33 protein-coding genes are annotated in these 26,276 nt (G+C 45.0%); 21 read left to right on the forward strand and 12 right to left on the reverse strand.

Annotation, left to right across the window (positions count from 1 at the left end; translation table 11 throughout):
• Positions 1-43: 43 nt before the first annotated feature.
• The 3 genes from OWK27_RS00930 to iteA form a co-directional block, all read right to left on the reverse strand.
• Positions 44-709 (reverse strand): hypothetical protein, encoded by a 666-nt coding sequence (locus tag OWK27_RS00930; RefSeq protein WP_267589584.1) that lies wholly within the window; start codon positions 707-709, stop codon positions 44-46.
• A 266-nt stretch (positions 710-975) separates the two neighbouring features.
• Positions 976-3,231 carry a S8 family anti-phage peptidase IteS gene (gene iteS / locus OWK27_RS00935; RefSeq protein WP_267589585.1) on the reverse strand — a complete coding sequence of 752 codons (2,256 nt, stop codon included), beginning with the start codon at positions 3,229-3,231 and terminating at the stop codon, positions 976-978.
• On the reverse strand, positions 3,206-4,360 hold the full coding sequence (gene iteA, locus OWK27_RS00940) for an anti-phage ATPase IteA (protein WP_267589586.1): 1,155 nt from the start codon (positions 4,358-4,360) through the stop codon (positions 3,206-3,208). The genes iteS and iteA overlap by 26 nt, the downstream gene beginning before the upstream one ends.
• 356 nt (positions 4,361-4,716) lie before the next feature.
• Here iteA and OWK27_RS00945 point away from each other — a divergent pair, with 356 nt between their 5' ends.
• Together OWK27_RS00945 and OWK27_RS00950 are read left to right on the forward strand one after the other, a co-directional pair.
• Positions 4,717-5,052: a hypothetical protein gene (locus OWK27_RS00945; RefSeq protein WP_267589587.1), complete on the forward strand. Its 336-nt coding sequence runs from the start codon at positions 4,717-4,719 to the stop codon at positions 5,050-5,052.
• Between the two features lie 362 nt (positions 5,053-5,414).
• Complete coding sequence (locus OWK27_RS00950; RefSeq protein WP_267589588.1) at positions 5,415-6,347, forward strand: DUF2971 domain-containing protein; 933 nt, start codon at positions 5,415-5,417, stop codon at positions 6,345-6,347.
• Between the two features lie 43 nt (positions 6,348-6,390).
• Here the strand turns inward: OWK27_RS00950 and OWK27_RS00955 are convergent, their stop codons facing one another.
• From OWK27_RS00955 to OWK27_RS00970, 4 genes are all read right to left on the reverse strand, one after another.
• Entirely contained in the window at positions 6,391-7,056 is a 666-nt protein-coding gene (locus OWK27_RS00955) for a bacteriophage antitermination protein Q (protein WP_267589589.1), read from the reverse strand.
• Positions 7,053-7,349, reverse strand: a complete 297-nt coding sequence (locus OWK27_RS00960) for a Ref family recombination enhancement nuclease (protein ID WP_267589590.1) — start codon at positions 7,347-7,349, stop codon at positions 7,053-7,055. Before OWK27_RS00960 ends, OWK27_RS00955 begins: the two co-directional genes overlap by 4 nt.
• Entirely contained in the window at positions 7,346-7,942 is a 597-nt protein-coding gene (locus OWK27_RS00965) for a DUF1367 family protein (protein WP_267589591.1), read from the reverse strand. The genes OWK27_RS00960 and OWK27_RS00965 overlap by 4 nt, the downstream gene beginning before the upstream one ends.
• Positions 7,943-8,013: 71 nt before the next feature.
• A complete protein-coding gene (locus tag OWK27_RS00970) occupies positions 8,014-8,205 on the reverse strand; it encodes a hypothetical protein (protein WP_196350030.1) in 192 nt (63 codons plus the stop codon).
• 531 nt (positions 8,206-8,736) lie between these two features.
• Here OWK27_RS00970 and OWK27_RS00975 point away from each other — a divergent pair.
• Positions 8,737-10,083, forward strand: a complete 1,347-nt coding sequence (locus OWK27_RS00975) for a GrpB family protein (protein ID WP_267589592.1) — start codon at positions 8,737-8,739, stop codon at positions 10,081-10,083.
• A 68-nt stretch (positions 10,084-10,151) separates the two neighbouring features.
• Here OWK27_RS00975 and OWK27_RS00980 read toward each other — a convergent pair whose 3' ends face one another.
• From OWK27_RS00980 to OWK27_RS00995, 4 genes are read right to left on the reverse strand one after another with little or no spacing between them, the layout of a single operon-like run.
• Complete coding sequence (locus OWK27_RS00980; RefSeq protein ID WP_267589593.1) at positions 10,152-10,877, reverse strand: ATP-binding protein; 726 nt, start codon at positions 10,875-10,877, stop codon at positions 10,152-10,154.
• 2 nt (positions 10,878-10,879) lie between these two features.
• Positions 10,880-11,689, reverse strand: a complete 810-nt coding sequence (locus OWK27_RS00985) for a helix-turn-helix domain-containing protein (protein ID WP_267589594.1) — start codon at positions 11,687-11,689, stop codon at positions 10,880-10,882.
• 40 nt (positions 11,690-11,729) lie between these two features.
• Positions 11,730-12,176, reverse strand: a complete 447-nt coding sequence (locus OWK27_RS00990) for a hypothetical protein (RefSeq protein ID WP_232944634.1) — start codon at positions 12,174-12,176, stop codon at positions 11,730-11,732.
• A complete protein-coding gene (locus OWK27_RS00995) occupies positions 12,154-12,387 on the reverse strand; it encodes a Cro/CI family transcriptional regulator (RefSeq protein WP_102890647.1) in 234 nt (77 codons plus the stop codon). Before OWK27_RS00995 ends, OWK27_RS00990 begins: the two co-directional genes overlap by 23 nt.
• A gap of 88 nt (positions 12,388-12,475) precedes the next feature.
• On the opposite strand from OWK27_RS00995, the gene OWK27_RS01000 reads away from it, so the two are divergent.
• The 17 genes from OWK27_RS01000 (at position 12,476) to OWK27_RS01080 (ending at position 23,549) form a co-directional block, all read left to right on the forward strand.
• Positions 12,476-12,877: a helix-turn-helix domain-containing protein gene (locus OWK27_RS01000; RefSeq protein WP_324291162.1), complete on the forward strand. Its 402-nt coding sequence runs from the start codon at positions 12,476-12,478 to the stop codon at positions 12,875-12,877.
• Positions 12,878-13,052: 175 nt separating this feature from the next.
• Positions 13,053-13,532 (forward strand): hypothetical protein, encoded by a 480-nt coding sequence (locus OWK27_RS01005; protein ID WP_267589596.1) that lies wholly within the window; start codon positions 13,053-13,055, stop codon positions 13,530-13,532.
• 3 nt (positions 13,533-13,535) lie between these two features.
• Positions 13,536-13,832: a hypothetical protein gene (locus OWK27_RS01010; RefSeq protein ID WP_267589597.1), complete on the forward strand. Its 297-nt coding sequence runs from the start codon at positions 13,536-13,538 to the stop codon at positions 13,830-13,832.
• Between the two features lie 3 nt (positions 13,833-13,835).
• The gene (locus OWK27_RS01015) at positions 13,836-13,982 is read left to right on the forward strand and encodes a hypothetical protein (RefSeq protein WP_267589598.1); all 147 of its coding nucleotides are present in this window, start codon (positions 13,836-13,838) and stop codon (positions 13,980-13,982) included.
• Positions 13,983-14,390: 408 nt separating this feature from the next.
• On the forward strand, positions 14,391-14,738 hold the full coding sequence (locus OWK27_RS01020) for a hypothetical protein (protein ID WP_232944630.1): 348 nt from the start codon (positions 14,391-14,393) through the stop codon (positions 14,736-14,738).
• Positions 14,739-14,818: 80 nt separating this feature from the next.
• Complete coding sequence (locus tag OWK27_RS01025) at positions 14,819-15,082, forward strand: hypothetical protein (RefSeq protein WP_267589599.1); 264 nt, start codon at positions 14,819-14,821, stop codon at positions 15,080-15,082.
• Positions 15,075-17,456: an exodeoxyribonuclease VIII gene (locus OWK27_RS01030; RefSeq protein WP_267589600.1), complete on the forward strand. Its 2,382-nt coding sequence runs from the start codon at positions 15,075-15,077 to the stop codon at positions 17,454-17,456. Before OWK27_RS01025 ends, OWK27_RS01030 begins: the two co-directional genes overlap by 8 nt.
• Entirely contained in the window at positions 17,453-18,013 is a 561-nt protein-coding gene (locus OWK27_RS01035) for a siphovirus Gp157 family protein (RefSeq protein ID WP_267589601.1), read from the forward strand. Before OWK27_RS01030 ends, OWK27_RS01035 begins: the two co-directional genes overlap by 4 nt.
• Positions 18,014-18,326: 313 nt before the next feature.
• The gene (locus OWK27_RS01040) at positions 18,327-19,154 is read left to right on the forward strand and encodes a ParB/RepB/Spo0J family partition protein (RefSeq protein WP_267589602.1); all 828 of its coding nucleotides are present in this window, start codon (positions 18,327-18,329) and stop codon (positions 19,152-19,154) included.
• Entirely contained in the window at positions 19,151-19,396 is a 246-nt protein-coding gene (locus OWK27_RS01045; RefSeq protein ID WP_267589603.1) for a hypothetical protein, read from the forward strand. Before OWK27_RS01040 ends, OWK27_RS01045 begins: the two co-directional genes overlap by 4 nt.
• Positions 19,397-19,538: 142 nt before the next feature.
• The gene (gene xisR / locus OWK27_RS01050) at positions 19,539-19,751 is read left to right on the forward strand and encodes an excisionase family protein (protein ID WP_063439464.1); all 213 of its coding nucleotides are present in this window, start codon (positions 19,539-19,541) and stop codon (positions 19,749-19,751) included.
• Positions 19,751-21,031 (forward strand): site-specific integrase, encoded by a 1,281-nt coding sequence (locus OWK27_RS01055; RefSeq protein WP_267589604.1) that lies wholly within the window; start codon positions 19,751-19,753, stop codon positions 21,029-21,031. Before xisR ends, OWK27_RS01055 begins: the two co-directional genes overlap by 1 nt.
• 260 nt (positions 21,032-21,291) lie before the next feature.
• On the forward strand, positions 21,292-21,897 hold the full coding sequence (locus tag OWK27_RS01060) for a transporter (RefSeq protein WP_267589605.1): 606 nt from the start codon (positions 21,292-21,294) through the stop codon (positions 21,895-21,897).
• A gap of 237 nt (positions 21,898-22,134) precedes the next feature.
• Complete coding sequence (locus OWK27_RS01065) at positions 22,135-22,407, forward strand: DUF883 family protein (protein WP_148419487.1); 273 nt, start codon at positions 22,135-22,137, stop codon at positions 22,405-22,407.
• 182 nt (positions 22,408-22,589) lie between these two features.
• Positions 22,590-22,829 (forward strand): regulatory protein YcgZ, encoded by a 240-nt coding sequence (gene ycgZ / locus OWK27_RS01070; RefSeq protein ID WP_193355075.1) that lies wholly within the window; start codon positions 22,590-22,592, stop codon positions 22,827-22,829.
• 118 nt (positions 22,830-22,947) lie between these two features.
• Positions 22,948-23,247, forward strand: coding sequence for a hypothetical protein (locus tag OWK27_RS01075; RefSeq protein WP_148419485.1), 300 nt, complete (start codon positions 22,948-22,950; stop codon positions 23,245-23,247).
• A gap of 23 nt (positions 23,248-23,270) precedes the next feature.
• Complete coding sequence (locus OWK27_RS01080; protein ID WP_148419484.1) at positions 23,271-23,549, forward strand: biofilm development regulator YmgB/AriR family protein; 279 nt, start codon at positions 23,271-23,273, stop codon at positions 23,547-23,549.
• Positions 23,550-23,634: 85 nt separating this feature from the next.
• Here the strand turns inward: OWK27_RS01080 and OWK27_RS01085 are convergent, their stop codons facing one another.
• Complete coding sequence (locus OWK27_RS01085) at positions 23,635-25,092, reverse strand: EAL domain-containing protein (RefSeq protein WP_267589606.1); 1,458 nt, start codon at positions 25,090-25,092, stop codon at positions 23,635-23,637.
• A gap of 285 nt (positions 25,093-25,377) precedes the next feature.
• On the opposite strand from OWK27_RS01085, the gene OWK27_RS01090 reads away from it, so the two are divergent.
• Positions 25,378-26,262, forward strand: a complete 885-nt coding sequence (locus OWK27_RS01090; RefSeq protein WP_148419560.1) for a MarR family transcriptional regulator — start codon at positions 25,378-25,380, stop codon at positions 26,260-26,262.
• Positions 26,263-26,276: the final 14 nt, after the last annotated feature.

Below are 26,276 nucleotides of genomic sequence, written 5' to 3' on the forward strand. Positions count from 1 at the left end.
AGGCATAAAAAAACCGCCGTTAAGCGGTTAGCGTTGTAAATGTTTAAACTAAATTTTCGACTTGTAACAATTGCTCTTCGATAAATGACTTTACACCATTTTCGATAGCTTCAAAGTAGCTGTCGAAATCGTCTCGCGTGTAACCATTCGGATATAAACCCGGTTGATTCAACATAAAGGTTATATCGGTTATAGCCTTTGTTATAGGTTCGTACTGGGGTTGTTTCTCACTGATAAGAAGTCTAATATTCCATCGTTCAACTGACATTTGATGGAAGCAGCTAGTTAATTCTTTTTTTAAGTCTTCAATTCTATCGGTTTCGGTTTGTTTGTTTTTTTCATAATAATTTATTTTGTTATACGTATTCGCCGAACTTTGAACAAAAGACAGGTAAGATGATGTACATTTTCGCAAATCATCAATTAACTTTTTTCTGTTTGAAGTAACTAACTCAGCAGTAAGAGTCATACGAGTTAAACGTTCCTGCTGACTGATTTGAATTTTTTGAGAATTAACATTGGATCGCAATGTCAGCCAAGCAACTATTGCAGGAATGCCACCAGCGACAAGAGCGGTCAGAAACCCCTCTATGCTCCATCCTTTAGAAGGAAGCTCAACAATAATTTTGGGGATTTTATTTAAAAAAACTTCTGCGTAATAAAAAGCCTCATCACCAACAAGTGGGAATGGAACACCTAACCAAGCCATGTAATTTCCTTCAAAAAATCAATTTAGGAACATCATCAGTATTTATCTGGCAAGAGATATACAGATTGTAGTCAAATCGCTCTGAAAACCAAGAAGCAAAAGAACAACATGCTCCTTCAATCATTTAACTAATCGAATGAAGTATATTTGTTTCTATTTCTTAATAATAAAAACCCGCCAATAGGCAGGTTTTTATTCTTGTGAATCATATCAAAATCATTAAAATTATGACCTAAACAGTAAAATTTTACAACAAAATTTTGGCGTTAGACTGAAATAGGTACACGCACCGGAAGCGGCGAACTAGCCCAGTTGTTCGCATTCAATGCCCTAACCCCGTCAGCATACACTTCGGTATCACCATCTAAAGACCTCAATGTTACGATTATGGTTACAGGCAGAGGTTCTCGAAGCGCAGGTTCATTAGCTCTCAAAGTGGCTTTTGCCTGAAGACCCCAATTTCCACTTGCAATACCGCGTGTAAATGCCTTGCGATGAATCTTCACTGGAGACCATTTTCCTCCATGTTCAATCTGGGCTGTTTCATAACCTGATTGGCCTGTTTCACCTTCCATTGGTACTTTGCCTTTCATGCTATTATTTTCTATCAAACCAAAACTAAGTTCGACATTTGCTCTAACATACTCACTACCAGCATTTGGATCTAACGGCGGAGCATAAGCGGCTGTGATAATAATCTCTCCTTTGAATTTATCGTCTTGGATAAGACAGTCAGGAATAGGATAATTCTCCTTCCGCCACCTCATGCCAGGTACAAGAAATGTTTGGAAAATTAATGTAAAACGATCATCTGAATCATGCAAGGTTTCGAAAACTTCTTCAGGCAGACCAGCGCCATAATACCGCCGTTCATATGTAGTATAATCTGGAGAAGAAAGCTGAGCTGAGTGAATCAAAAGAGCTTTAACTAAAGAAGGCGAAACAGCAAAATCAGGACTGGTTGCGATTTTTTGCCATGTATGAGCGGCTAAACTCGCTACAATAGGTGATGCAAAGCTAGTGCCGAAATTAGAATATATTCTATTATCAGGCCCTATAACCTTTAAACTGCTTGAACCAACACTCCATGGAGCGTGAACTCCACCACCGGCATGAATTATATCAGGCTTAGGAGTAAAAATTGGTCCAGGCCCGCGGCGACTATAAGGTGTAGGTGTGCCTAAGGCGCTCAATGCATCTGCAGCATCTATGTGCGAAATTGAACCGACAGTTAATGCACGGACAGATTCACCAGGTGAAGACACAAGATCATTGCCATTTAAAGAATCAGGGTCCGGCCACGTTCTTATTGGCTCATCAAGATAATTCCCCGCAGCGACTACAAATAAAACGCCATATTGATCACTTAATTTATCCAAAGCCATAGAGAAATCACTGAATAAATGTTCACTACATGGTCCACCGCCTAAGGATAAATTCCAGATCTTGATGTCAGGTCGTTTACTTACGGCATCGGTCAATCTAATAATAAGGTCAGAGATGTAAGATCCATCTTCGTCGAGAGCACATACATCATGCACTTTTGAATGTGTTTCAGGCAACCAAGAATGTCTATCGTTCAGGGTACTTGCCCCCGAAACCAGTGATGAGACCATTGTACCATGCTCATAACGAGTCTCAGGAGGAATAACATACGTTTCAGTACTGGCTATCCAAGGACTAATTGATACAGCTTCTGGACTGACGCCAGTATCAAATACTGCTACTAAAGGCAAATCTCCCTGAGGTATTGGGAAGTCATCTACACCATTGCTTTCAGCACTGCTGGCACTGACAGGGAAGGCAGAGTATTTAGGTTCGGGAATTAAGGTGCGTACTCCGGGATGCTCAATCAATGCTTCCAATACAGATTCATCATGCTCAGAAATGCCAACAACACATATCAAAGGAGGGCCGCGTCTTTGTCTGATGGTAATATATTCGACTTCGTTGTCATCTAAGATATCTAACACATTTTCATGGTTAGAATCTGTGGCGTCCTCTACGGAATACTGAAACAGCCGCATAAGAATATTAGATGCAGCAAAAAGAGCTTCGCGACCACCAGGGATTTTTCGTTCTTCATCCCATGGTTCAATACTTTCAATAGCACTCAAGTTAGCAACAATCGATTTGATGTTACGATTCAGTATGATTGACTCCAATGCAGCAAAACTACCTGAATGGGCAGCAACCAACATCTCGTCAATTTTACCGTGGCCAGCGTTCTGCAACCCTGCTTCTTGGGTGATTTTGTTTGGCCTGTGCGATTTTGCAATGCCTTGTTCTCTAAGCTTAAAAACGATCGTTCCTAGACTCCTCGGATGCTCATCGAGTTTAGACTGCAAATAATCCTTCGTGCTATTGAGAGCGCGGACTAATCCGCGCCTGTACTCAGGAGTGACTTCAACCAGTTCTTTGGCTCCGCCACCTCCCCCTTCAATCGCACCCAAATCCCTTCGGGAAAATGGAATTTTTAAAATGGGATTGGAAATACTAGCCTGTGTGCCCCTTCTGCTCATGTGATCCTGACTCCTTCAGAACATTTGAAATAACTCTTGCCGAAAGACCATATAGCTCAGCAAGAACTCTAATTGAGAAGATTTTCTTATCTTTAGATCGAAGCCAACAAATTTCATCTTCGTAAGTATGTAAATTTACACCGTCAATTAGAGATTGCGCAAGGTATAAACGCCTATAAAGTTTGTGGTTAATGATTTTTTTATCGCCAGCAATAACTGCATCTCGGCGCGCATCCAAGCTAACCTGTTCAATTATCGCACCAGATAAACCTTCTGATTTTTTAGCCAGGTCACATAAATCGAGTTCATTGCTTAGCATATTTTTTAACCGGCTCTTCCAGATTAGTTCTCTCTGGTGCTGGTCAGGTAATGGCATAGGGATTCTAAAGCTAAACCGTCTCCAGACCGCAGGATCTAAAAGTTGTTCATGATTGGTGGAGGCTATAATTATTGTGTTATCAGAAGCGGCATCAATATTTTGCAACAAGGAAATTACTACCCGCTGTAACTCACCAATATCTCTTTCATTTCCTCTAGCACCTGCTAAAGCGTCAAATTCATCTAAAAATAATACACATGGACGCTGGTTAACATAGTCAAATACTTGTCGCAGATTCTTACTTGTCTGACCTAAGAGGCTACTGATTAAGGTATCGCACCTTACAGTCAACAAAGGATACTCGAGTCGGGATGCGATATATCTTGAGAGCATCGTTTTCCCAGTACCTGGTTTACCATATATAAGTAACCTGCTTGGTAAAGCAGCATCTACCTTCACAAACTCATCAAAGCGCTGAACATTAGTGATGAACTCATCGACTCTTGTGTTAATTCCTGCAGGAAGATAGAGCTCCGATTTTTCTAGTTTTGGATAGCTTACATCAACAGTGTTTAACCTACTGTCAATGTCAATGGGTAAAGACCCTATCGAAACACCTCCTCCCGCTTTTTGCGCGCCAGCTAATGCTTGAGGTGCTCGCAAAAGCCGCTCTCTAATAAGTTTTGCTTGTTTAAGCTCACCGGATTGTTCAAGTTTGTCAGCCAGCAAACCGGCATAGTTATTAGCCATCGATGCATTAGCTTTAGTAGCACCTTCAATTATTTTCAAAATTTCTGAAAGATAGTCCATCAACTCACCCACACCTAAAAATGCAACAATGATACAAAAATCATACAACTTGTATCGCTAATAGCGATAATCGTAACGCATTTTAGGACCTTTGATACGCTTTTTTTGATTTTTGCGTACCAATCGGCATGTTCACTGCACAACACAGCAAATTTTTGATGTACAGGGGAGCACACTACCCAACAAACCACCCCAGCTAGTTGGACGGCGTAATGTGCTCTCATATCAATGCCATCTGGTTAGCCTTAACCGTCATCATCGATCGGTGATAACGATCAATCAGCAAAAATTGATCTGCAATACCAATTTTAATTATGTGGGTATATCTGCCAGGCTGTGCGGACACAGGAGGTCCAATGTCAAGACGATACACGGAAGGCGCTCGTGCGTTCATTTTCATCCTATTTACTTCTATAGTGCTTACTTTGTGCGCAATAGGTGTGGTTTTTATCAACTTCATAGAACCAGCCCCAAAAAGGTTAACTTTCAACGTTCCTGAGTTCTTACCAGCTAAATCAGAGAATGATACTGAGTGTCAGCTTGAACGCGCTCTACATGTCTTATTTGTTGATGATCTATCTGAGTGGCTAACTACAACTGATAGACATGCTTTTTGCCTGAAGAAAAAGTCAGAAGGCTTTTGGGTTATTTACGCTATGAATGAGATGAAAAACATCATGTCAGCAGATTAGGTTGATAATAATTAGCGTTTAGAAACCCAAAAACAGGGGAGCACACTACCCAACAAACCACTCCAGGTTAGTTGGACGGCGTAATGTGCTTTCCTGAAATTTGGCTGTAAAAAAACCCGCAGGCGGCGGGTTTATGTAACTTAGGCAATCTATCAAAATTGGCCTTAAATATGGCATAAAGTGTCGGGTTTTGCAAGATGCTATCTAGACTCATGTAAGGTGACTCGACTCCCGATCCGGTTGTATGTAACATTAGCAACAAGAGGCGGTTGTATTAGAATGTATAGTTCATAGGTACAAACCAACCAAAGACAGCCTCTCCTACACACGATGCTTTTTCAACTATATCTAACGGACTAAATATGGGACTCCCAATTTTATACAAATACTCAAGTATTAAAAATGGATTGCGTTCAATCCAGAATCAGAAATTTAAATGGTCTTCAATCAATGAGTTTAATGACCCTTTCGAGTCTCGCTTTACTATTTCAAGGGATTTAAACACAGTAGTTAGGATTGCTGCCTTGACAGCGACAATAAAAGGTTATTTCAAACTCCCACCAGAGCTAGATATTACAAAACTAAACAATTCACAGGCCGCTTTATTAAGAGAATTCATCGCTCTCGAAAACACAATAAATTCAACACTAGCTAATAATAACAAAAAACCTCCACGCGATGTATTTTTTGAACTAGAGCGTAATATATTAAACCATGCAAAATCATCAGAACACATACAACAAGTATATTTGAACTCTATTGATTTTAGTAAGCTCGCATATGCAAGTGTAGAGAGTCAAATCAGAATTTTATGTCTAAGCAAGAGTTTTAATCATCCACTAATGTGGGGGCATTACACCGAAAACCATAAAGGAATCATGTTTGAATTAGATCTAAATAAAATAGATCCTGACACAAACCTTATTAAAGGCGTGAAAAAAGTAAAATATCAGAAAAAATACCCAAGCATGTGTTTCAATACTGTATTAGGTTTCAATGGTAAACTTTTTAATAAACAGAAGGAAAATTTCTATCATACCCTAACCAGCATAAAACAAAGAGAATGGAGTTATGAGCAAGAATATCGATCGATATGTCACAAGGATAGTCTAGACGAGAAAGGATTATTCCAATTACCTAAAGAATGCATAAAATCCATTACGCTGGGGTGTAATAGCACTGAAGAAAATATAGAATTAGCCAAGGAGTATGTGAAAAGTAACATACCCATGACAAGAATCTATAAAAATAGACTCGACGAGGGGAAGTATCAGCTTATTAGAGTTGAGTTATGAAATAATGCGATAGCACATACTAGTGCTATCGCGATTTAGACAACTAATTTGAAACGTATATATTGACTTTATTCAAGGTATCGAAATCAAGCAACTCAGTTATTTTCTTTAGCTCTTTCCAAGGGGTGGCATAAGTTTGATACCATGTATCACGATGTACCGATAGAAGATTTGCCAATGCTGTTGCTGCATATTCTTTATACAACTCATTCCTGTTCTTTGCGGCTAAATCTTGTACAGCCAGCCAAACGAGAGAAACCATATGACGCTTAACTCTATTTTGAAGCTTAACGCCATTGAGTTCTTTTTCGTATTTTCCCCAAATGTATTTACAAATTTCTATCTGATAGCAGTAGCGTAAATCATATCCGTAGCAGTAATTAATCCATGCTTGCTGCGGGGCATCGAGTCTTAGAACGGCTCTACGCCAAGCACACAATGAGAACGCCTGATCCTTTATAGGCGGCATAGGGCGACGACGGCTGCGCGTCTCCAGGACGTAGAGAGCGCTATTTTCAGCTTTAACTCGACGGACACCTCCGCGACCGTTATCGAGTTCCACAACGTGCACCTGCTGGCGCGGGCTCCTGTTCTTATCAGCTGGTGGATGCTCGGCGAACGCCTCCAGTTGCCCTTTGGTGCCACCTGAGTCATCGGCCAGCGCAGCGCGTAATTGAATGCGTACATATTCCAGTTGCTGCGCGTTCATGCTGTAAACTCCCCTGCTAGCTCTCTATTAACCTGCTCAAGCAGGGCTTCTTCACTTCCGTAGTTTTCTTCCCACTTACGTTGTCCTGAGTGGATAGCAACTCCATAGCCACCGTTACGGTGGTGAGGTGGGCATAGTGGAATTGAGCGCTTGTGTGCTGAACGTTGCCCAGCACCACAGCCCTTTCGCAGATGATGGATTTCAGCAGGTGAGTAACCGAAGCCAAGATTGCGACAAACAACACAACCCAGGTCCGCCACTTTCTGAAGATGAATGCGATCAACCTTTTTCATGCAGCGAACTCCAGCAGCTGCATGGCTACGTTGTCGGCTTCCTGATAGTTGCGGAATTTTTTAAAGAAAATGGTGTTCCACAGGACGTTAAAAACTGCTTTGTAGACCTGGAAAAACTCGGCCTCCGTCATGTTGGAAAACGAGATCGATTTTGCCTCTCGGCGAATGGTGTTATCAGGGAGGATGAAGGTATCGAAGAAACCAGCCTCAACAACGGCCCACTTTCTGAAGGCTTCGAACGATTTGGTAATTGCCGCCTCTTTCGTTCGCCACTGCCCGTGGGTTTCGTTGTACACCTTCTCAGTTTCTAAAAGGAGATCGTCATTACCGGCCATCGAGATCAGGTAACGCACGTAACCGTGAAGGTATTCTTTTTCCGCAGGGGTAATCGCCCCGCCTGTGGGTGTCCAGTATTCGAACCCAAGATTGAGCAGAGCGAAGAAGCGCTTATGGAAGAGGTAGTTTCTGGCTTGCTTAACGTCGCAGTTAAGCCACACGCCGATTTTGATACGCTGTAAAAAATCGCTGGCCTCGGGCGTAGCCGTGGTCAGGGTCGTGGGTGAAGATTTAAAGAGTTGTATAATCCGTGCCATCGTTCTCTCCGGTGGCACAGTGTTTCAGCAGGGTTGTTCAGACCCGATTGCTATTATAAATCAAAAGACTATTAGTCGTCATCCCCTTGACGCTCTTCAGGTGCAACAAGCTTGCGCGCCTCATCCACCAGCGCCAAGCTAGCTACAAACTCGTCAGGACGCATCACAAACCCATCTTTGAAGGAACCATCTCGATTTCTGCGAATAACCAGTGACCTAGTGCTGTCGTGTATACCCAATATTAGATGATCTGGAATGTACACCCGCTTATCTCCTGTTCTCTCAGAGGTTGTCCCTTTGTCTTCCTCGCGCGTCCTGACTTTGAATTTCTATAAGTTCTGACTGATCAGCCAATTCTCTTTACGTCTCTTAACTCACGAGATGAAAACACTGTATACACATACAGTTATAATTTCCAGTCATAAAAGCTAATTTTTGACCAAGATTAAGCTATTAATTTAGTTGCCTATTTTATAATCAGGCCTAACAACTTATTGATACACGGTATAAAAAGCTTTCTCTTTTTAAAGCTAAGAAGCACTTTAGGTACCCTACTCTTTTTGGTAGGTATCACATATTAAAAGAAGTATCAGCTGCGTGATTCAAGCGCAAACCACGTCGAACAGGGTATCGAACCATCAATCTTTTGTTGGATTGAAATGCTGAGCGTAATATCATGTTAGATAACGCTTTTTTTTTGTAGTGCGATTTTACATTAACTCCTTAACATGGCCAAGAAGTAGGTAATGTAGAGTTGGACCGATTTAATATATTTTCATGGACTGGAGTTGTTGGTGAATAAAATTTTAATTAGTGAACATAATCCCGCTTGGGCAAATCAGTTCCTAGAAGAGGCAGAAAAAATAAAAAATGCCATTAAACCGTCAACCGTATACATCGATCACGTCGGTTCTACATCAGTAAATGGCCTTTGCGGAAAACCAATTATTGACATCCTAATATCACTTTGTGAATGGGGTGACATTGATAAAATAGTTAATGAACTAAGAAAACTAGGGTATAAGGTTAATGAAAAATGTGATGATACACCCAGGTACTATTTGACAAAATACATTGATGAATCACATAAATACCATATCCACATCTGTGAACCTCATCGACAATGGGCTAGAGACATGTTAATTTTTAAAAATGAATTAAAAGTCGACAGTGAATTCTCCATAAAATATGCCAACCTTAAAAAATTGTTAGCTAGCACTCATAAGAATGATATTAAAAGTTATATGGCAGGAAAAAAAGAATTTATCGAGAATAGATTGCGAGAAGTTGAGAGTGAATTTGGTGTAAATAGGCTTCTAAGCTATCAAAGATCTGAGTCAGACAAAGCAGAGCGCTTACAGATCTGCATGATGGGACACCAGTTTTTGATATCATCTCTTGCTGCAATTTCTGTCTATTTCAATAAAAATGAAGTATTGTTCTGGTTCGCAATGTTCGGTTTTATACTTATGCTGAGTTGGTTTTTCATAAGCCAAAACCAACAAAGACATCGTTCTGCAGGAGACCAAGCCAGACGTGCGGTACTATTGATTAGTGGCTTGAATGCCATACCATCAGCTGGTCAGAACCTTCGCATTAGAGACAAATTCAACGTTGATATTGAAAAAGGAACATTACGTCGAGAAGAGGACCATTTCGCGACCCGTGAAAAACCTGGATATAAACGATTAGTTGACATGATTGAAGAATCTTCCTATTGGACATGTTACTTACAGAAAGCTAGCGCAAGGGCAATGGGATTTCTGTTATTTATTTTTGTAATTTTAATGTTTTTAGTAACTGGTGCCGCAATTACTATTTTTGACATTGAAAGTTTAATATTTATATCCCGCTCCATGATAGCCTTAATGGTTTTCATTATTTCAACGGACGCACTTGGGTTATTTCTTTCTTATAAGAACGCAGCCACTTGCATTGAGGAGATATTCACCAGAGTGGAGTCAATATCAGCAAAAGGATATCCTGAGTCTGATGCTTTACTTTTGATGCTAGATTATAACTCCGCTATTGAAAAAGCCCCGACAACATTGCCATCCATTTATAACCTTGTCCAAAAAAGACTAAATAAAAAATGGGGGATTTATTCAGAAGCAAAATTAAATAGCAAACAAACAGATTGATTTGTTTATTAGTTATTGTATGCATAACTCAGCCATGACGTTGCTTATTTAGGCAACGTCAGTGTTGACTAAGAATGAATACTTCCTCGATAGCTTCTCCAGTCAAAATTTACCCACAACCCACACCCCATACGAAGGCGATCAAGTGCCCTCTCACCTATGGCCTGAGTCAATTCCGCTTCTTTCAGATTGGTCAGAATCCCAACCGATTTTAGCATCGCCGTACGTCGATCAATAACCTGATGCAATATGACCTTTTCGTATTGTGAGTACATCTGAACGCCAACTTCATCGAGAACAAGCAAATCGACGCGAGACATCTGCTCCATCAGTTGGGCCTCTGTTTTTCCACCACTGAACCCCGCTTTGAACTCAGTCATTAGGTCAGCAACGGTAATAATCAGAACGCTTTTGTGCTGAGCAAGGAGAGCATTTCCTATCGCTGCAGCAAGATGGTTTTTACCCGTCCCAGGGCTGCCACTGAAAACGAAACAAGCGCAACCGGATCCGAAATTGTTCAGCCAAGACTTTGCATAAGACAACGCTTTGCGCTGGCCATCATTCTCTACCGAATAATTTTTGAACGTGCAGTTTTGATAACGTTCACGAATGCCCGAGCGCCCAAATGTCTTTTCTAACCTGGTACGGCTGTTCTCCTGGTTCAGCTTTTCTGAGTGCTTGCGCGCCTCCTCCTGTTGCCATGCCATAAGCTCCTCAGCACTGGAGAACTTGGGCTGTACTCCGGCAGGAACAATTTTCTGAAGCCGTTTTAACACATCAGCCATATCGCGCATGTTCACCCCGTGAAGCCGTCAGGAATTGAGCTATCTGGTTTTGAAACGCTGGTAATGTCAGGTCGGCTCGTCTGAGCCATGTTGAAATTGTTTGGCGGGTATAACCCCTGATACTCCCGAGCGATGCTGTGACGAATGACCACTTCAGGCGGAATGCCCTGGCTTCGATATCTCTCCAGCTCCCTGATCGAGCCTTTAGCACCCTGAGGAGTTTTTATTGGCTTACGTAATGCCTTGCGATACTCCACCCACTCAACCCATAACGCGCAGGAGAGCCAATCAGGAAGTTCAACCGCGAGAGGATCGAATTTTGGCTTCGCCAAATTCCCCTTGGGGGGATTAAGGGGGGTTTTAGGTTCTTTGACTGGATCTAATAACTGACTGATTCTGGGTGAATCTCCTGCACCCTCCCCCCCTGCACCATTTGCACCAGGGGGTGCAGCTCCTTCACCCTCCCACCCTGCACCATTTGCACCATAGGGTGCAGCTCCTGCACCCTGCTTTTGAGCCTGTTTCTGATAGGGTGCAGGATTTTCACCCTCATTGTTAAAGGTCAGGTGATAGATATTGGATCGGTTAACGCCGCTCGAATCTCTTCGCTCTTCAACACGAACAAATCCATCCTTCACGAGTTGCCGGATATGTGTCTGAACTGAGCGAGAAGATATCTCGCATTCATAAGCTATCGTTGCCACTGCCGGCCAACATTCCCCCGTATCACTGGCGTTATCTGCGAGCTTTATCAGCACCAGCTTACGGAGCGGATTTCCCACCCTTGCTTTCATGGCCTGAACCATCAAGGACATACTCATACTGCTACTCCTGCGAAATCATTACGGGTGATCCCGCCACTCAAACTGACATCAGTAATTCTGCTATTGGAATCAACGCCTGAAGCTCGTCGATAAGCCTGTTCAGCTTCACTGTTGCTGTGGGGCATCTGACCGCAACAGCCGACATAGCCGCACCGAACGACTCCATGACTTTCGCTTTAGCCAGTTCAGGCGAATGAGGTTCTTCCAGTTCTATGCGCTTGCGTGTTGGCATGGCTCGCAAAGCGACGTCTGATAGCTCTGCTGCCATCTTGACGTAACGAGGCCCACCTAAGCTGAAGATGCGCTTTACGCGTTGTTTAGCGTTGCGTATGCCCTGCTCGTCCGTAGCTGGTGGTATTAGTTTTCCGCCCCCCCTGCGTTGATATTCATCAGCGAAGCGAACGCCTACTGTTTTCCAGCCAGCCTCATGCGCCCATGACTCAACGCCAGCGGATATTTGTTCAACCGTCGGAGTGATTTTCATGCTTCAGTTTTCCGTTTCGCTTTGCTTTAGCATGAGCATCATAAATAGCTGGGTCATACTGTAATTCCCCGCCCGATGCCGTTTGTAATCGCGTTGCTCGTCCTTCTGGAACCAGATCCCCCCATTTGTACAGAGAGGAGATTCTTACTCCAGCAGCACGAGCCAGATTTGTTTTTGTTCCAAAAAAATGGAGCGCATCTTTCGTATACATTAATCATTCCAAAATGTTAGCCATAGCTAACAAGATAGAAGTTAACAAAAACGTAGTCAATAAGATTTAGCATTAGCTAACTATGGATATGACAAACCTTACGATTGGCGAGCGGATCAGAGCGCGTCGCAAAGAACTAAAATATACTCAGCGCACTCTAGCTAAAGCGTTGAAAATTTCGCATGTCTCCGTTTCACAATGGGAAAGGGATGATAGCGAACCGACAGGTAAAAACCTCTTTGCACTAACTAAGGTTCTCCAATGCACACCTACATGGATTCTCTTCGGCGATGACAGCCGGACTCCTGAGCCTCCAGTTCTCACCGATGCCCCTCTCGATGAACGTCAAACTGAGTTATTAGATCTCTTCAATGCCCTGCCTGAGTCTGAGCAAGAAGCTCTTTTGGGTGAAATGAGAGGCAGGGTTGAGAACTTCAATAAACTCTTCGAAGAAATGCTTATAGCCCGACGCCGCACTCAAAAAAAATAAAGCTCTAAAAAACAAACAGATATTTTCTCACGTACAAAATGTTAGCTATAGCGAACATTTTTCTCTTGATCTAATTGTTAGCTATGGCTAACCTTTCCACATCGAAACACGCACAGTGTTATCAGCAAAACGTTCAGCCAGCCTGGCTAAAGGGCAAAACAAACGGAGATTGGAAATGAGCAAACAAAACGCAGTCGGCTTAGCACGTACAGCCCGCAGTGAAGCAGAAAGCATCACCAAAGGTGACAAGCGCACTATCACCGCAATCATCAACAACTGGAATGAGTGCGTTAAACAAGCTGGCTTCTGGTGCATTTACGATTTTCCAACTACGGGCTACACCCGTAAATCTCAGCTGGTGGCCGACCTGCTCCGCTGCGCTGATCAGCTTGATGAATACGTTGAACCAAACCCGCATGCAGCTCAGACCGTTGAACAGCAGACCCGCGAACTTAACGCAGCTCTTACCCGCGTTCTGGATGTTGAAGAGGCCCACGCTGAAGCTCTGGAAATGAATGTAGGAATCGAACTTGCGTTACACATCATCACCAAACTGGCTAAGCCTGGCGAGGTAGTTGAAGCTGGTGATGCTGCCGGAGGATGCCTTTACCGTGATGGTTTTAACGATATCAACTACCTGGTATCTGTGGCGTAAAGGATGTACAGAGAACGCGAGGAATTACACGCTGAAGCCCTGCGAATTGATGCGGAGCAATATGCAGCTCCCGTCACCTGCTCCATCTTCCAGCGTAATGACGGCGTACAGCTGGCTCTGGATAGCTCATGCGATGTTCGGTTTATCCGTACCAGCAAAAACGGGGAATGGTTTAAAGCAGGTTTCCGCAATGCCGATATGGAAGGTTACCAGCCTGTCGAGAGCGATGTTTTGTTTACCTCCATGCCTTCACGCACTCTTTCATATTCAGACGGTGTGATGGTTGTCTCTGAGGCCTGAGCCTTGAGCAATAACAAATTAACCGATTTATTTATTGCCCTGACAGGCCAAGACAGGGCAACAGCGAAAAAATATCTCGAAGAGAATTACTGGTCTTTATCAACCGCAATCACTTTTTTTCAGGTTGATAGAAATGAAGGAAAAATTTAATGACTGGACAACACTACGGCACCCAAGAAGTAATTCGTTCATGTATTCGCCCTGGGATGTTAATCAGGCATGAAGGGCTAACCTGGACAGCAGGAGCTAACACCCGCGGCAAACTCGTTATTTCAACTTTACGCGGGAGTAAGTGTTTAAAAGATTGCTTCGTAGATGTTCTGTTGGATGCCAGGGGCGAACCTCTAGGCAATTACCCAAAGGATATTCAATGGACTGGCAAATCATAAAATTGTTTTTAAAGGCTTATGCACCCTTAGCTGTCGTCTTTTATCTAATTGTTATTTTTGGCTTCAGGTTATTCACAGAAGATAAAGACGACGATATTTAGTTAAACAGAACCATTACGTATGCCATTAATTATGGCAGGGATTCCCACACACTTTTTTGGAGTTAAATATGAACCACGAATTTACCGTAGCATTCAATACTGAGCTGTTAGTTTCTACCGATAATTGTAAAGTGCTGTCTTTAACCTGCGGCGATGAACAGCTGGGTTATATCGCTTTCAATACCATCGACCGCGATTCTGATAAGCGCACCTTCGTTACTCCTTTCACGGCTGAAGGCGAACTGAAGGAAGCGTGCTGTGCGAGCTGCGCGGCGAAAGCTCTTTTCAATAACCGTACCGGCTTCAAGCTCAAACTTATATCTATCGCTGAAACTGAAAATGTTCAACCTTCTATTACTCAGCTTCTGCCTCTGTTACTGCTGGCGGATATCGCCAAGCGAGCTAAATCACTCTGATTTATTCAGCCCCGTTAAGGCGGGGCATTTATCCGAGTGACCATTAGTTAGTGGTCAGCCTGATAAATAGAGGTATGCAGATGGATATTACTCTGGTGTTTAAGAAATTAGCCCTCGTTAACGGCGAGGAAGCAGTTATCAGCATTGCCCCCAGCGCAATGAAAAAGATGGTCATGGATTTAGTGGCGAATGGTTATTTATCCACTGAGGATTTAATCATTTTTGCAATCGGTCAGGTGAAACTCTGCGACCGCAAAAACCTTGAGCATGTTTTGCCCGACAACGTTTTAAAGAAATTAACCGAAACTTTTGAATCCGTAAAAGAAGGAGATAACAATGACTGACCAGAGAATTTTCATCGCAGGATATTTCCCCGATGAAGAATCAGAAAAGGCAGGTATTAAGCGTGTCGCTACCGCCTTCAATGCTAAGGATATTGAACGCGCTAAAGCTAAAGCGAACTTTATCTTCCTGGAAGAGTATGAACATGCTCAGGATGCAGCATTTAAAATCCTTGTGTGTGAAGACACTCCAGATGTTCCTGGTCGTCCTTCTCGCGGAACATGGAATGAAGAATTCCTTTACGAATACGACTGGCCTGAAGACGTCGGCCACCCTGTGAAACGACAGGCTGAAAAGGTCAATTTCGACAAGCTCTCCACCGTTACCAAAATTGCCGTTCTGGTGAAGTACGACTCTACCGAGATCACTAAAGCGGATCTCCCTGCCGCGCTGGAACTTACCCAGGACGAGGCGAACACTTTCGAAGGTCATGTTGTTGAGGCTATCAGCAAGATGCCTGAAATCGCCAATATGTACCCCGAGCGCATTCAGCACGTCATCGGCTGGGTCGGTGCCAAATGCGATCACTCTGCGAAATGGCCTGAGATCCAGAAAGAAATTGCAGCCTGGCAAAAAAGGCAGGATGGAGAGCGCAAACAAACCGGTTCGTCAAAATCGGTGGTGGATATCGCTCGCGAGAAAGCCGCGGCTGAAAAAATCCGTGTGCAAAATCCGGCTCCTGTTCACCTTCAGGATGAAGAATCTTTAAAGCGCAATATTGCCCTGGGCCTGGTTGCTAAGGCGATGGATTTCGACATCCTCAATCCTCCGGCGAGCATTGTTAATCGTGCCCGCGACATCATCAAGCTGAAAGAGAAACCCTTCCCTGCATGGTTTGCAGCAATGAGCGCGACGATTGGCATTTACGAATACTCAACCGTCCAGATTATCTACAGCGTGAAAATCTCGCCTGAAGATATCGACAAAACTGCCGGCTCTATTCAGGCACATATCAACCGCACGTTTACCGAAACTGACCACGCCAACCCGTCCGCTGAAATGCTGGCCATCGCCTGTGGCACATCGAAAACCGAAGAGGGAAAAAGCAATGAGACCGAACAGAACAAAACGGGCACAACTGGCCCACTGGACGATGCAGCGTCAAAGGCTGGCGCAGTGGAACCGGAACACAATGCAGACGGGTCAGCAGCGGGGCCGCTGGAAACTGCGCCACAGGTAGAGCGTACGGGCCCGTTCTATTACCTCTTTGCAGATGGTGTGAAAGTAGGACGCGCTAACAAGCTTCCAGGGCTCGAAAAAGCGCTGGCTGATGGTGGAAAGGAAATTAGCCAGGACGAATATTTAGCGCGTAAAAACGGCACATACGAAGCCCCTGCGGCCCCTGCTGATAACTCAGGCGCAGGTAATGAGCCTGAAATTACCAATCACGGCGCGGGTCGATTCTCCATTGATGGACTCATGTCTGAACAGCAGCCTCCAGGAACCTCTCAGGAAAATCTCCCAGAGACTCCTGTATCAGATACAGCTGGCTCTACAGCACCAGCAGCACCAGCGGTAAGTAGTGAAGAACCAACATTCACTCTCCGTGCTGACGAGCTGGAGAAAGAGCTGGGCGACAGCGAAAACCTTTCCATGTGGAAAGACGTGATGCGCACTAATCCGCGTTACACGAAAGATATGAGTGATATTGGGTTTGGTGGAACCGCTATCAACTCGCAATACATGATCATGCGAGCCACCGAAAAATTCGGTCCCGTTGGTATTGGCTGGGGCTGGGAAATCGTTGAAGACAAGATGATTGAAGGCGCACCGCTTACAGAGAAAATCTTCGAAGGTACAAAATTTGTCGGAAAGCGCATCCTGCGCGATGCAGATGGCTCGTTATTGTTCGAGCTGAACCACTACATCAAAATCCATCTTTGGTACATCAAAGACGGCAAGAAAGGGATCGTTGAGAACTTCGGCTCTACCCCTTATCGACAGTCAACTAAGCACGGTATTCAGTGCGATACCGAAGTTCATAAAAAATCGCTGACCGACGCGATCAAAAAATGTCTTTCCGGCCTGGGCTTCTGCGCCGATGTTTGGCTGGGTCTGTATGGCGATGCTGTATACAGGGCCGAAAGCGTTATTGAACATGGTCTGAAGGATGCCACTGACAGAGCTGATGATTCAACGCGCATCCGTGAAGAACTTGACGAGCGGTTTAAACAGAACGTTGAAACCATGCGTAAAGCTGTCTCTCAAAATGAAGTCTCAAAGATTGCGAGCAGCCTGACGCGAGCCGTGAGCATTCACTTAAAAGCCGCCAAAGATATTAACGATAAAGAATACGTCAATTATCTGGAGGGCCGTTTACGCCGCCTGGAAGATATTAAAGGCGAGTGCCTTTCTAAGCTGGAGGAAAAAGCATGAGTAACCGCACTATTGATTTAGCAAACGAAATAAGCAAAGTTCTTGCCCTCGGCGAAAGCGGCGATATAGATTCGCAAACCCTTGCTGATACCCTTGAAGGTATCGAAGGCATGATTGAAGACAAATTTGATGCCACGATGTCAGTTATTAAAGATTTCGATGCTAAACAGGAAGCATGTAAGAAAGAGGCGGCCCGTTTAGCCGAAAGAGCAAAACACTGGCAACGTCAGGCCGGAAGTCTTCGCCAGTATTTACTGGAGTGTTTGCAAGCCTCTGGCCGTAAGCAGTTTAAATCAACTCTTCATACCTATTCAGTTAAAAAAGGGGCGATATCTTTAAAGATTTTCGATGAAGATTTAATTCCTGATGAATTTGTGGAGTCCAGAACAGAGGTTATTCACGACATACAGAAGGATAAAATTAAACAGATCCTGACTGATGCGTTAAAAGCCATTGAAGATTTACGCGAAAAAGGTGAACAGGTGCCAGAGGAGCTTTTAAACAAAGTGCCTGGCGCTCAGGTAGAACGTGGGCCTGAATCTCTTTCTGTTCGATGAAACACAGGGCCGCTAAGCGGCCTGTTTCGGGAGCTTATATGTTCGTATTCAGAAACGAAATCATCGAAGAAACAAATGACGATTTAAGATATCCGCGCAAGCAGTCTTTGGATTCTGCACCTGACTATACAAAGAAAATAGTCGCTGCGTTATCTAATCGTCGGAATCTGAGAAAGAAAAATGTCTCTACTAACACGCGGTAAGTCTGTTTTCAAAGTGCGCCCTCTTTTGTTTAGCAAAAGTTTTAAATGGGCGAATGTAAAAGTAATTGCAACGTTGCGAGGAAATTATTACGGACGTGAGGTGAAAAATAATGGCTAACTCTTTTCGACAAATGACACGCGGCGGCGTTATCTCCCGCACTGACAATGGCATGTTTATCCATCTGGATGATATTCACGTCAAACCAGGCTTTAACAAGCGACTTGATGATGAACGTACACGCCAGGCTGATGACGACCTTTTCCAGTTCCTGATGAATGGCGGCAGCGTACCACCTCTTGAAGTGATTTCTCGTGATGAAGGTGGCGTGTGGATTGTAGAGGGTCACCGCCGACACCGTTGCTATGAGCGCTGCCGCGAAGCAGGAAAGCCGGTAAACAAAATCCACATCGTCCAGTTCGTTGGCGATGACAAAGAACGCCTCGCCCGGATCCTGACCTCCAATAACCAGTTAAGCCTTTCCGAGCTGGAACAGGCCGCGGTGGTAAAAGAGCTGGCATCAGCATTCAATCAGTCTGTGGCAGAAATAGCCGCACTGGTGAACAAGTCAGAACCGACCGTTCGTAACCTGCTTACCCTGGCTGGCGCGAATCATGACGTGAAGCAGAAAGTACAGGCTGGTGAAGTAACAGCAGGTGCAGCTATTGCACGCGTAAAAGAGTTCGGTGAAAAAGCTGGTGAAGTGCTTGAGCAGGATAAAGCCGTAGCCGCAGCAGCTGGAAAGAAGAAAGTTACCCGCAGCGTAATAGCCCCTGAAATTAGCGTGAAGAAAGCCCGCCGTCTGGTTGAGCTGATCACCCTTGCCGGAATCAACGAGAGCGGCGCTATTACCCTTTCTGGCGAGTTATTGAATGAGGTAGTGGAAATCATCAACGAACAGCGCGATATCGAAGCACAGCGCAGCAGGGCCGCAGTATGAACAAGGTAGAGAAAGAACGTTTAGTTACTTACCGCCGCTGGCTCTATACGGCAGAACTGAACGAGACAAAGCTTATCGCTTATAAGTGCCCTAAATGCATTGAGAAGTTACAAACCACCGAAGCGCCGGAAGGTGAAACGTGGGATACGTTTTCCAACTGCCCTTTTTGCGGCTCGTTACTTTTTAAGGTTACGCAAGGGTCAACAGTAAAAATTGATTTAATTCTTAATATTGGAAACTGAAAGTTAGTGATTGCTTTGACGCGGGTTCAGTCAAAGGCGCGTAAGGTGCTGGAGCTTCTGCTTTCTCGATATTAAGTGATTTTCGTAATTCAGTTTTGATACCCGACCAGCGATAAATTGCTGGTCGGTCATGGGGTGACTCATGCCGCAGATCGTTTTTAATAAAGAATGGGTTGTTGAGGCCGAACTAACAGCGCTTACAGGCCTGACAGAGCGCCAGATTAAAGCACTCCGCAGCGGGCCATGGCTGGAAGGCGTCCACTTCAAGCGACAGGCAATGAACGGAGGAGAAACTAAGCGTGGCTTGCTATGGTACAACTACCCTCGCATAAATCAGTTAGTGCAGGAGCTGTAATGACCTTCCCAACAGGTGTTGAAATTCACAATGGAAAGATCCGGTTAACTTTCACCTTTCGCGGCAAACGCTGCCGTGAAGTGCTGAAGGGCTGGATGGTCACTCCTGCAAATATCAAAAAAGCGGGAAACCTGCGCGCGCTCATCGTAAGTGAAATACAGCTGGGTGAATTCGATTACGCTCGGCGCTTCCCTGAGTCGAAAAGCATCAAGAAATTTACCTCTACGCGTGTTGCTTATACCTGGGACGAACTTACCGAACTCTGGCTGGATGCCAAGGAAGAGGATGTTTCAAGAAACACCATGACGCGAATTAAGGCGCAGCTCAGGACGATGAATAAGGTCATCGGAGGTAACACGCTAATTTCCGATATTACTCACAGCGACATGATGCAGTACAGAAAGGAGCTGTTGCGGGGAGAAAGCTTTTACTCTGAGGGCAACAAGAGGAAAAAGACTGGCCGCAGTGTGAATACGGTTAACGACTATATTTCACTGACCTGTCAGATCCTGCGCTTTGCTCACCGTAGCCGATTCATCACCGATAAACCGTTTGAGCACATCACAAAGCTGCACAAGGACCGTAAGAAACCGGATCCATTACAGCGTGATGAGTACGCCACGATGATGCTGGCCCTGACGGGTCAGGACAAAAACATGTGGCAGTTCGCCATCGGTGCCGGCCCCCGTCACGGTGAGATTGCGGCACTGTCGTGGGATGATGTTGATCTTGATGCAGGAAAGGTTCATATCCAGCGCAACCTGACCGGCCAGGGTGATTTTGTACCGCCCAAGACTAAGGCTGGTGATCGAATAATCACCCTTCTCGCTCCTGCGCTTGATGCGCTGCGTGCACAATATAACCTCACTGGCCATCTGCCGGAAACGGAGATCGTTCAGCATTTCAGGGAGTATGGTAAGTCTGAAGTACAGAGGAAGCGTTTTGTGTTTCTGCCGCGCCTGGGGACAAAAAATCCGGGTAATTATTTTTCGACGCAGTCAATTACCGATCGCTGGGATGCCTCGGTGAAAAAGGCCGGTATTCGCCGACGCACGCCGTATCAGTCACGACACACTTACGCATGCTGGTCACTTGCGGCTGGAGCAAACCCTTCGTTCATCGCCAGCCAGCTCGGGCACGAAGACGCTGAGATGGTGTATCGTGTGTATTCAGCCTGGATCAAGGAGTTTGACGGTGAGCAGGTGGAGCTGTTAAACGAGCAGTTAGGGTTTGCCCCCAATATGCCCCTGAAAACAAAATTATCTAAAATAAACCAATAACATCAATAATTTAAAAGCGCACCCCACTACTATAGGGGGGTATACTACCTCGCATGTTGCTCATCTGTAAACAATAAGAAAGATATTTGAATTGAGCGTAACCCTTCCAAACGGTACAGACGATATTTACGGCATATGTTCTCCACCGCTGAGGCTATTTAGCTCGTAATGTTAAAAATTTGCACTTATAACGCACGATGTGAACAGAAATAACATTTTCGTCACCTAACATAGTCGCGATAAACAAAATGGTGGTGTTAATGATTGTACTAAAAAGCTTTTTATTCTTCGCTGGCGCAGCGGCCGCCTGCGCACTTGGCGTACTTTGCCTTTGGGTGGACATGCACTTTTTTGGTCATGACATCCCTGAATTATCAATGACCGAAATCATGCAGGAAACGGTATTAGCGGCCATCGTGTTTCTCCATTTTCGGCTCGCAAAGCTGTATGTTCCCATGCGCTACTGCAATATTCTCGTGGGAGGTTTTTTCCTTAGCATGTTAATTCGCGAGCTGGATGCCCTTTTCGACCTTATTTCTCACGGCAGCTGGGTGTGGTTCGCCCTTATTACCGCGCTGGCGGCGCTCATTCGCCCATTAATGCATTATCGTGAAACGCTGGACCAGCTGGCAAAATATACACAATCGCCGTGGTACGGCGTTCTGCTGAGCGGCCTGCTGTGCGTGCTGGTCTTCTCCCGCCTGTTCGGCATGCAGGAGCTATGGCACGCCATCCTGGAGCATGGCTATATTCGCGTAGTGAAAAACGCCGTTGAGGAAGGTAGCGAAACGTTCGGCTATATGCTGTGCCTGAGCGCTTCCCTTGGCTATTACGCTACCTTTCGCCAACGCGAGGGTCGGAAATAATTCGCTTTCCCGCTGCGTATGGAGTCGTTATTTCGCGCTCGCGGCCGGCCTATATCCCGGCGCCCCTTTAAGACATTAACTTTTGTTAATTAAGGATACGGGATTATTTCGTAGAAGGTCAGAGAGTGAAAGGTAGACATATCCTAAAAATGCGCAATCTGCTGCCGATTTCAGCGGTTTATCTCTCACTTCCCCCATCAGCGACTATCCTTAATCTACCAACAAAAGGAGGCAGGAATGTCTGATATCGACGCTGATAAAAACGCACAATACGCTGGCGATAAAGCCAAAAACAAACTCGATGAATTGTCCGGCTCTGCGCAGCAGCAGTTTGGCGAGTTCGTTGATTCCCCTAAGCACCAGGTGAAGGGGGCGGCAAAAAAATACGCGGCCCAGGCCAGCGATGCCGTTTCGGACGTCACTGAAGCCGTCAGAAACAACCCGCTAACCGGCTTAATCGCCGCAGGTGCGGTTGGTATCGTCCTGGGGCTTTTGCTGGGACGTAAATAACATCAGGCCCTCCGGGGCCTTTTTCTTTCTCCCTCTCCTTTCCCCCCCTAATTCTGATAGTTCTGGGGTCAAACGTACGCTCTGTACAACAAACTTGTACAATTTATATGTACAGATTTGACCAAATAGTATAAATTCCATTCCAGTGATGTTACACAATTGTTTGTTAACGGTGGAAAATTATGCGTCGCAACCATGCTCCCTCTACAGCAGAAAGCGCTATCACGTTGTATTTCAACAAAGATAACGTGCCAACACAGCAGGAAACGCTCGGCGCCATTGTCAGTGAAATCATTAAAGAAAATGTACAACTGAGCAGAATGACAATTTGTACAAAGCTCTTACGCCGGATTGAGGAGTCAAATTCCGACGTTGAGAAAGCACACTATAACGGTCTGATCGCCCTTTTCTTCGAGCGTTAACCTGAACACTGTTTTTTAACTTACTAAGTTAGGCACGCTGAGCGAGAATAGCTATATCGAACGCGATGACTAACCCCATGCTACAGCCTGCCGCGTGTAGCAGAGTGAGATTGAAGCTATGCATAGAACTAAATTTGAACGACTTAAAGATGACCTGATTGGTGAGGCCGTTTTATCAATCCTGAAAGAGAACGGGCCGATTACCTTTGCGTCTCTTGCCAGTCGCCTCCGGGCAATGGCTACCGTTGAATCAAATGACGAACGTAAAAATGCATTGGTTGCTGCTGAAGATGAAGTGCGCCAGCGCGTAACCGGCGTATCGCAGGATCGAGGAAGGGTCATAGGGGATTATGACATCGGCCGCATGCGCTCTCTCTTCAGCAAAACCACGCTTCTGGCCCCAGACAAGAAACACTAATTTTAACCGACACGGTGACCACCATGAGTAAAGCGCTTAGGCAGCAGACGTACAATTTTGAAGCACTGCACGATAAAGGACTGGCAGAACATTTCCTGAATGCGGGAACGCATCTCAGCGGTGAGGTTGAAGTATTAGGCTCTGCCATCCGCTGCATTATGCTGACCGGCGATAATCTTTCTAATAAAGAGATTATCCTGCAACTTATTCACGCTCTTGAAATTACGCCAGAGCCTGATGCCTGTGACGTTATTCGCAACACGCTTGAAATTGTGGTCGGTTTTACTCGTGATGATATCTGAGAACGGTCTGTATCAACGGTGAGTCTCCGTTTTAAATGCTGGTGGTTAACTAAAAGCCTGCTTTTATTCTTCCACCAGCATACCGCTAGCTAAATAATCGCACCATACGATCTAACTCTTCTTCTTTTACCGCCCGGGAAAAATAGTATCCCTGGAAGCGCTTAACGCCTAATGCGACAAGCTTTTCAAATTTTTCCTCGCTGTCCACCCCTTCCGCAACGCATTCCCCGCCCGTCAGATCGCTATAAATCTGTATCGCCTTAATAATATTATATTCATTATCGTTAGCGACGAACGCCTCGACGATATCCCGGTCGAGCTTAAGACCGTCAAAGTGAACCTGTCTGACGGGAAACATGGCGTGATCTCGTGAAAAACAGTCATCCAGAAACAAACGACAGCCAGCGTTGCGTAAGCGCTGAAGCGTTTCGGGTATATTTTTATCCTTCGTGACGTCAACGGTTTCCGCTAATTCAAAGACGAGCTTTTCGGCCCATTGAGCCTTAAGTAACATCTCAACGGCTTTTTTCGCCATGCCCGGCAGCGCGTTTCCGGACGCCAGCTGGGGCGGTATATTCACAGAAAAATAATATTTACCGTTGTATTTATTGATGCCGGATACGGCAGCGTGGATCGCCAGCGCCGTCAGCTTTAGCCATATTTCGGCGTTTTTTATGCCGCTAAGAAACCGGCCCGGCTTAATAATTTCTCCGTTTTTATTCCAGCGCAGCAAAATTTCAAACCCTACCCCTTTTTTATCGCCGTCGGTAATAATCTGATATGCCGCAAAGATTTCCCGCTTGTGCAGCGCCTGTAATACCGCCACTTCCGCTTCTGAAAAGGCCTGCTGATTATCAGGCGCAATATAAACTTCATCCCTGAATACGCGCGAATCGTTAAACCACAGCCGAATAAGATGCAGCTTGGTTAAACCCACCTTACGATGGCTATAGACGGTTTTATCCGACACGCCCAGCTTCACGCATAACGCCTTAATTGAAACCCCTCGATAAAAGTTCAGCAATACGTCCAGCTCACGCTTCGTTAAGCCATGCACATTTTCTTTTTCTCCATTATCGGGAACGTCACGCAAAAGGCGTGACGAACGTGCCTGGCCGTTCGAATTATTCGTTAACTTATCTATGACCTCTGAAATATTCGCTATGCGGATCCTGGAGAGCATTTTTTTATTACTGACGAGGCTTTTCAGCGTGGCGTAGAGCCACCTTTCAGGCACTGCACCATACAGCGTGACGCCGGAAACAGCGGGCAGCGCATTAAGCACGGATACCAGCCGCTTCAGGCTTTCAAGAAAGGCGGCAACGTCGCGACCAAGAAAAACAGAAATGGTAACTGATTGATTATATGCCATTTTACTTACATCAGCCGAACACACCTCATCCTCTTCAAAACGGAGGCGCGTGACGTTTACGCCACGGGCCTGAAGGAGCTGGCTGTACCCCTGGAAGGTAAAGGCGCAGGATGAAATAACAAATCGTTGCTCAGAACACGCGTCGTTCAGTGAAGATAAATGTTGAGGCATAACCTGCTCCTGAGAATGAAGATGTCATTCCCGCTGGGGATAAAAATCAATAATTCGCGTTGCACAACATTATTTTACCGCACCCCCTAAGGTTAATAAACCGTTATCAATGTTAAGCACCGGAACATCTTTGGGTTAATCAACCGGCGCATCCATAAGCCGTATAAATATAACTTTCTTTTCATATAACGTAAGTATCCGGGACTTTCTCAAGGTATAATGAAAATTCCGAAAAAGAAGAGCGGACACTTCATCTTATCGGCTCATATAAAAAGAGAAAATGCTATGGATAATCATATCTCATCCAGGGCCTTGTTACATCGACGGGATGTCATTAAGCACAACCCGCGATTTAGCGAAGCCATAAAAGAGCACTACAGAATTAATGACGCCATCTATAAAAAACAGCCCTTGTTCTACAAGACGATGCTTCAGGAATCACGCTTCAATATAATACTGTCTATGTGTTGTTTTGTTTTTGGCAATCAGGCCGAGTCAGTTTCAGAAATTAAGGAATTGTGCTCCCGCTATAATATCGCCAGCCCTAACAGCGTTATCGCGATCATCACAATACTGAAAACCACCGGGCGAATTAAGACCTGGCGCTGCACCGAAGATCGACGAAAGACAAAAATCGCCCCTACGGATAAGGGACTCGATGAGCTTAAGCGCTATATGTCCGGGGCATTTACGCCCGTGAGCATTCTTTATCCGGCATTCAATATAAACGTTAACCTGCTGGATAATGACATTTTACGACACAACTTTTTCCGGCGGGCTGCGGAATATCTTTTCCGGGGATTAACGTTCAGAAAAGTACTTCCTGAGGTCGGGTTATTTATTGATAAAGATGGCGGCCGCATGATTATGCTGTATCTCTACTTACAGGCCATTGATAATAAAACCGCACACGGCGCAACCATTGCGTATTCAGCCAGCACGCTGGCAAAAGAATTTTTTGTTTCGCGTATTCACGTTAACCGGATTATCAAGTCGGCGCAGGAGGCGGGTTATCTAAAAGATCGCGGCGACGGCCGGATGTCGGTCTACCCGGCATTTATTGAGCTTGTCGAAAATTATGCCGGGCTCTATTTCGCCTATGTCACCCATTACATCAACGTGGTGCCAAAAGAACGACGCCATGCCCCCAACATGACGTCCGCATACTAATCTCACCGGCGTTC

Source organism: Enterobacter cloacae complex sp. 2022EL-00788 (assembly GCF_026627565.1).
Lineage (GTDB): Bacteria > Pseudomonadota > Gammaproteobacteria > Enterobacterales > Enterobacteriaceae > Enterobacter > Enterobacter pasteurii.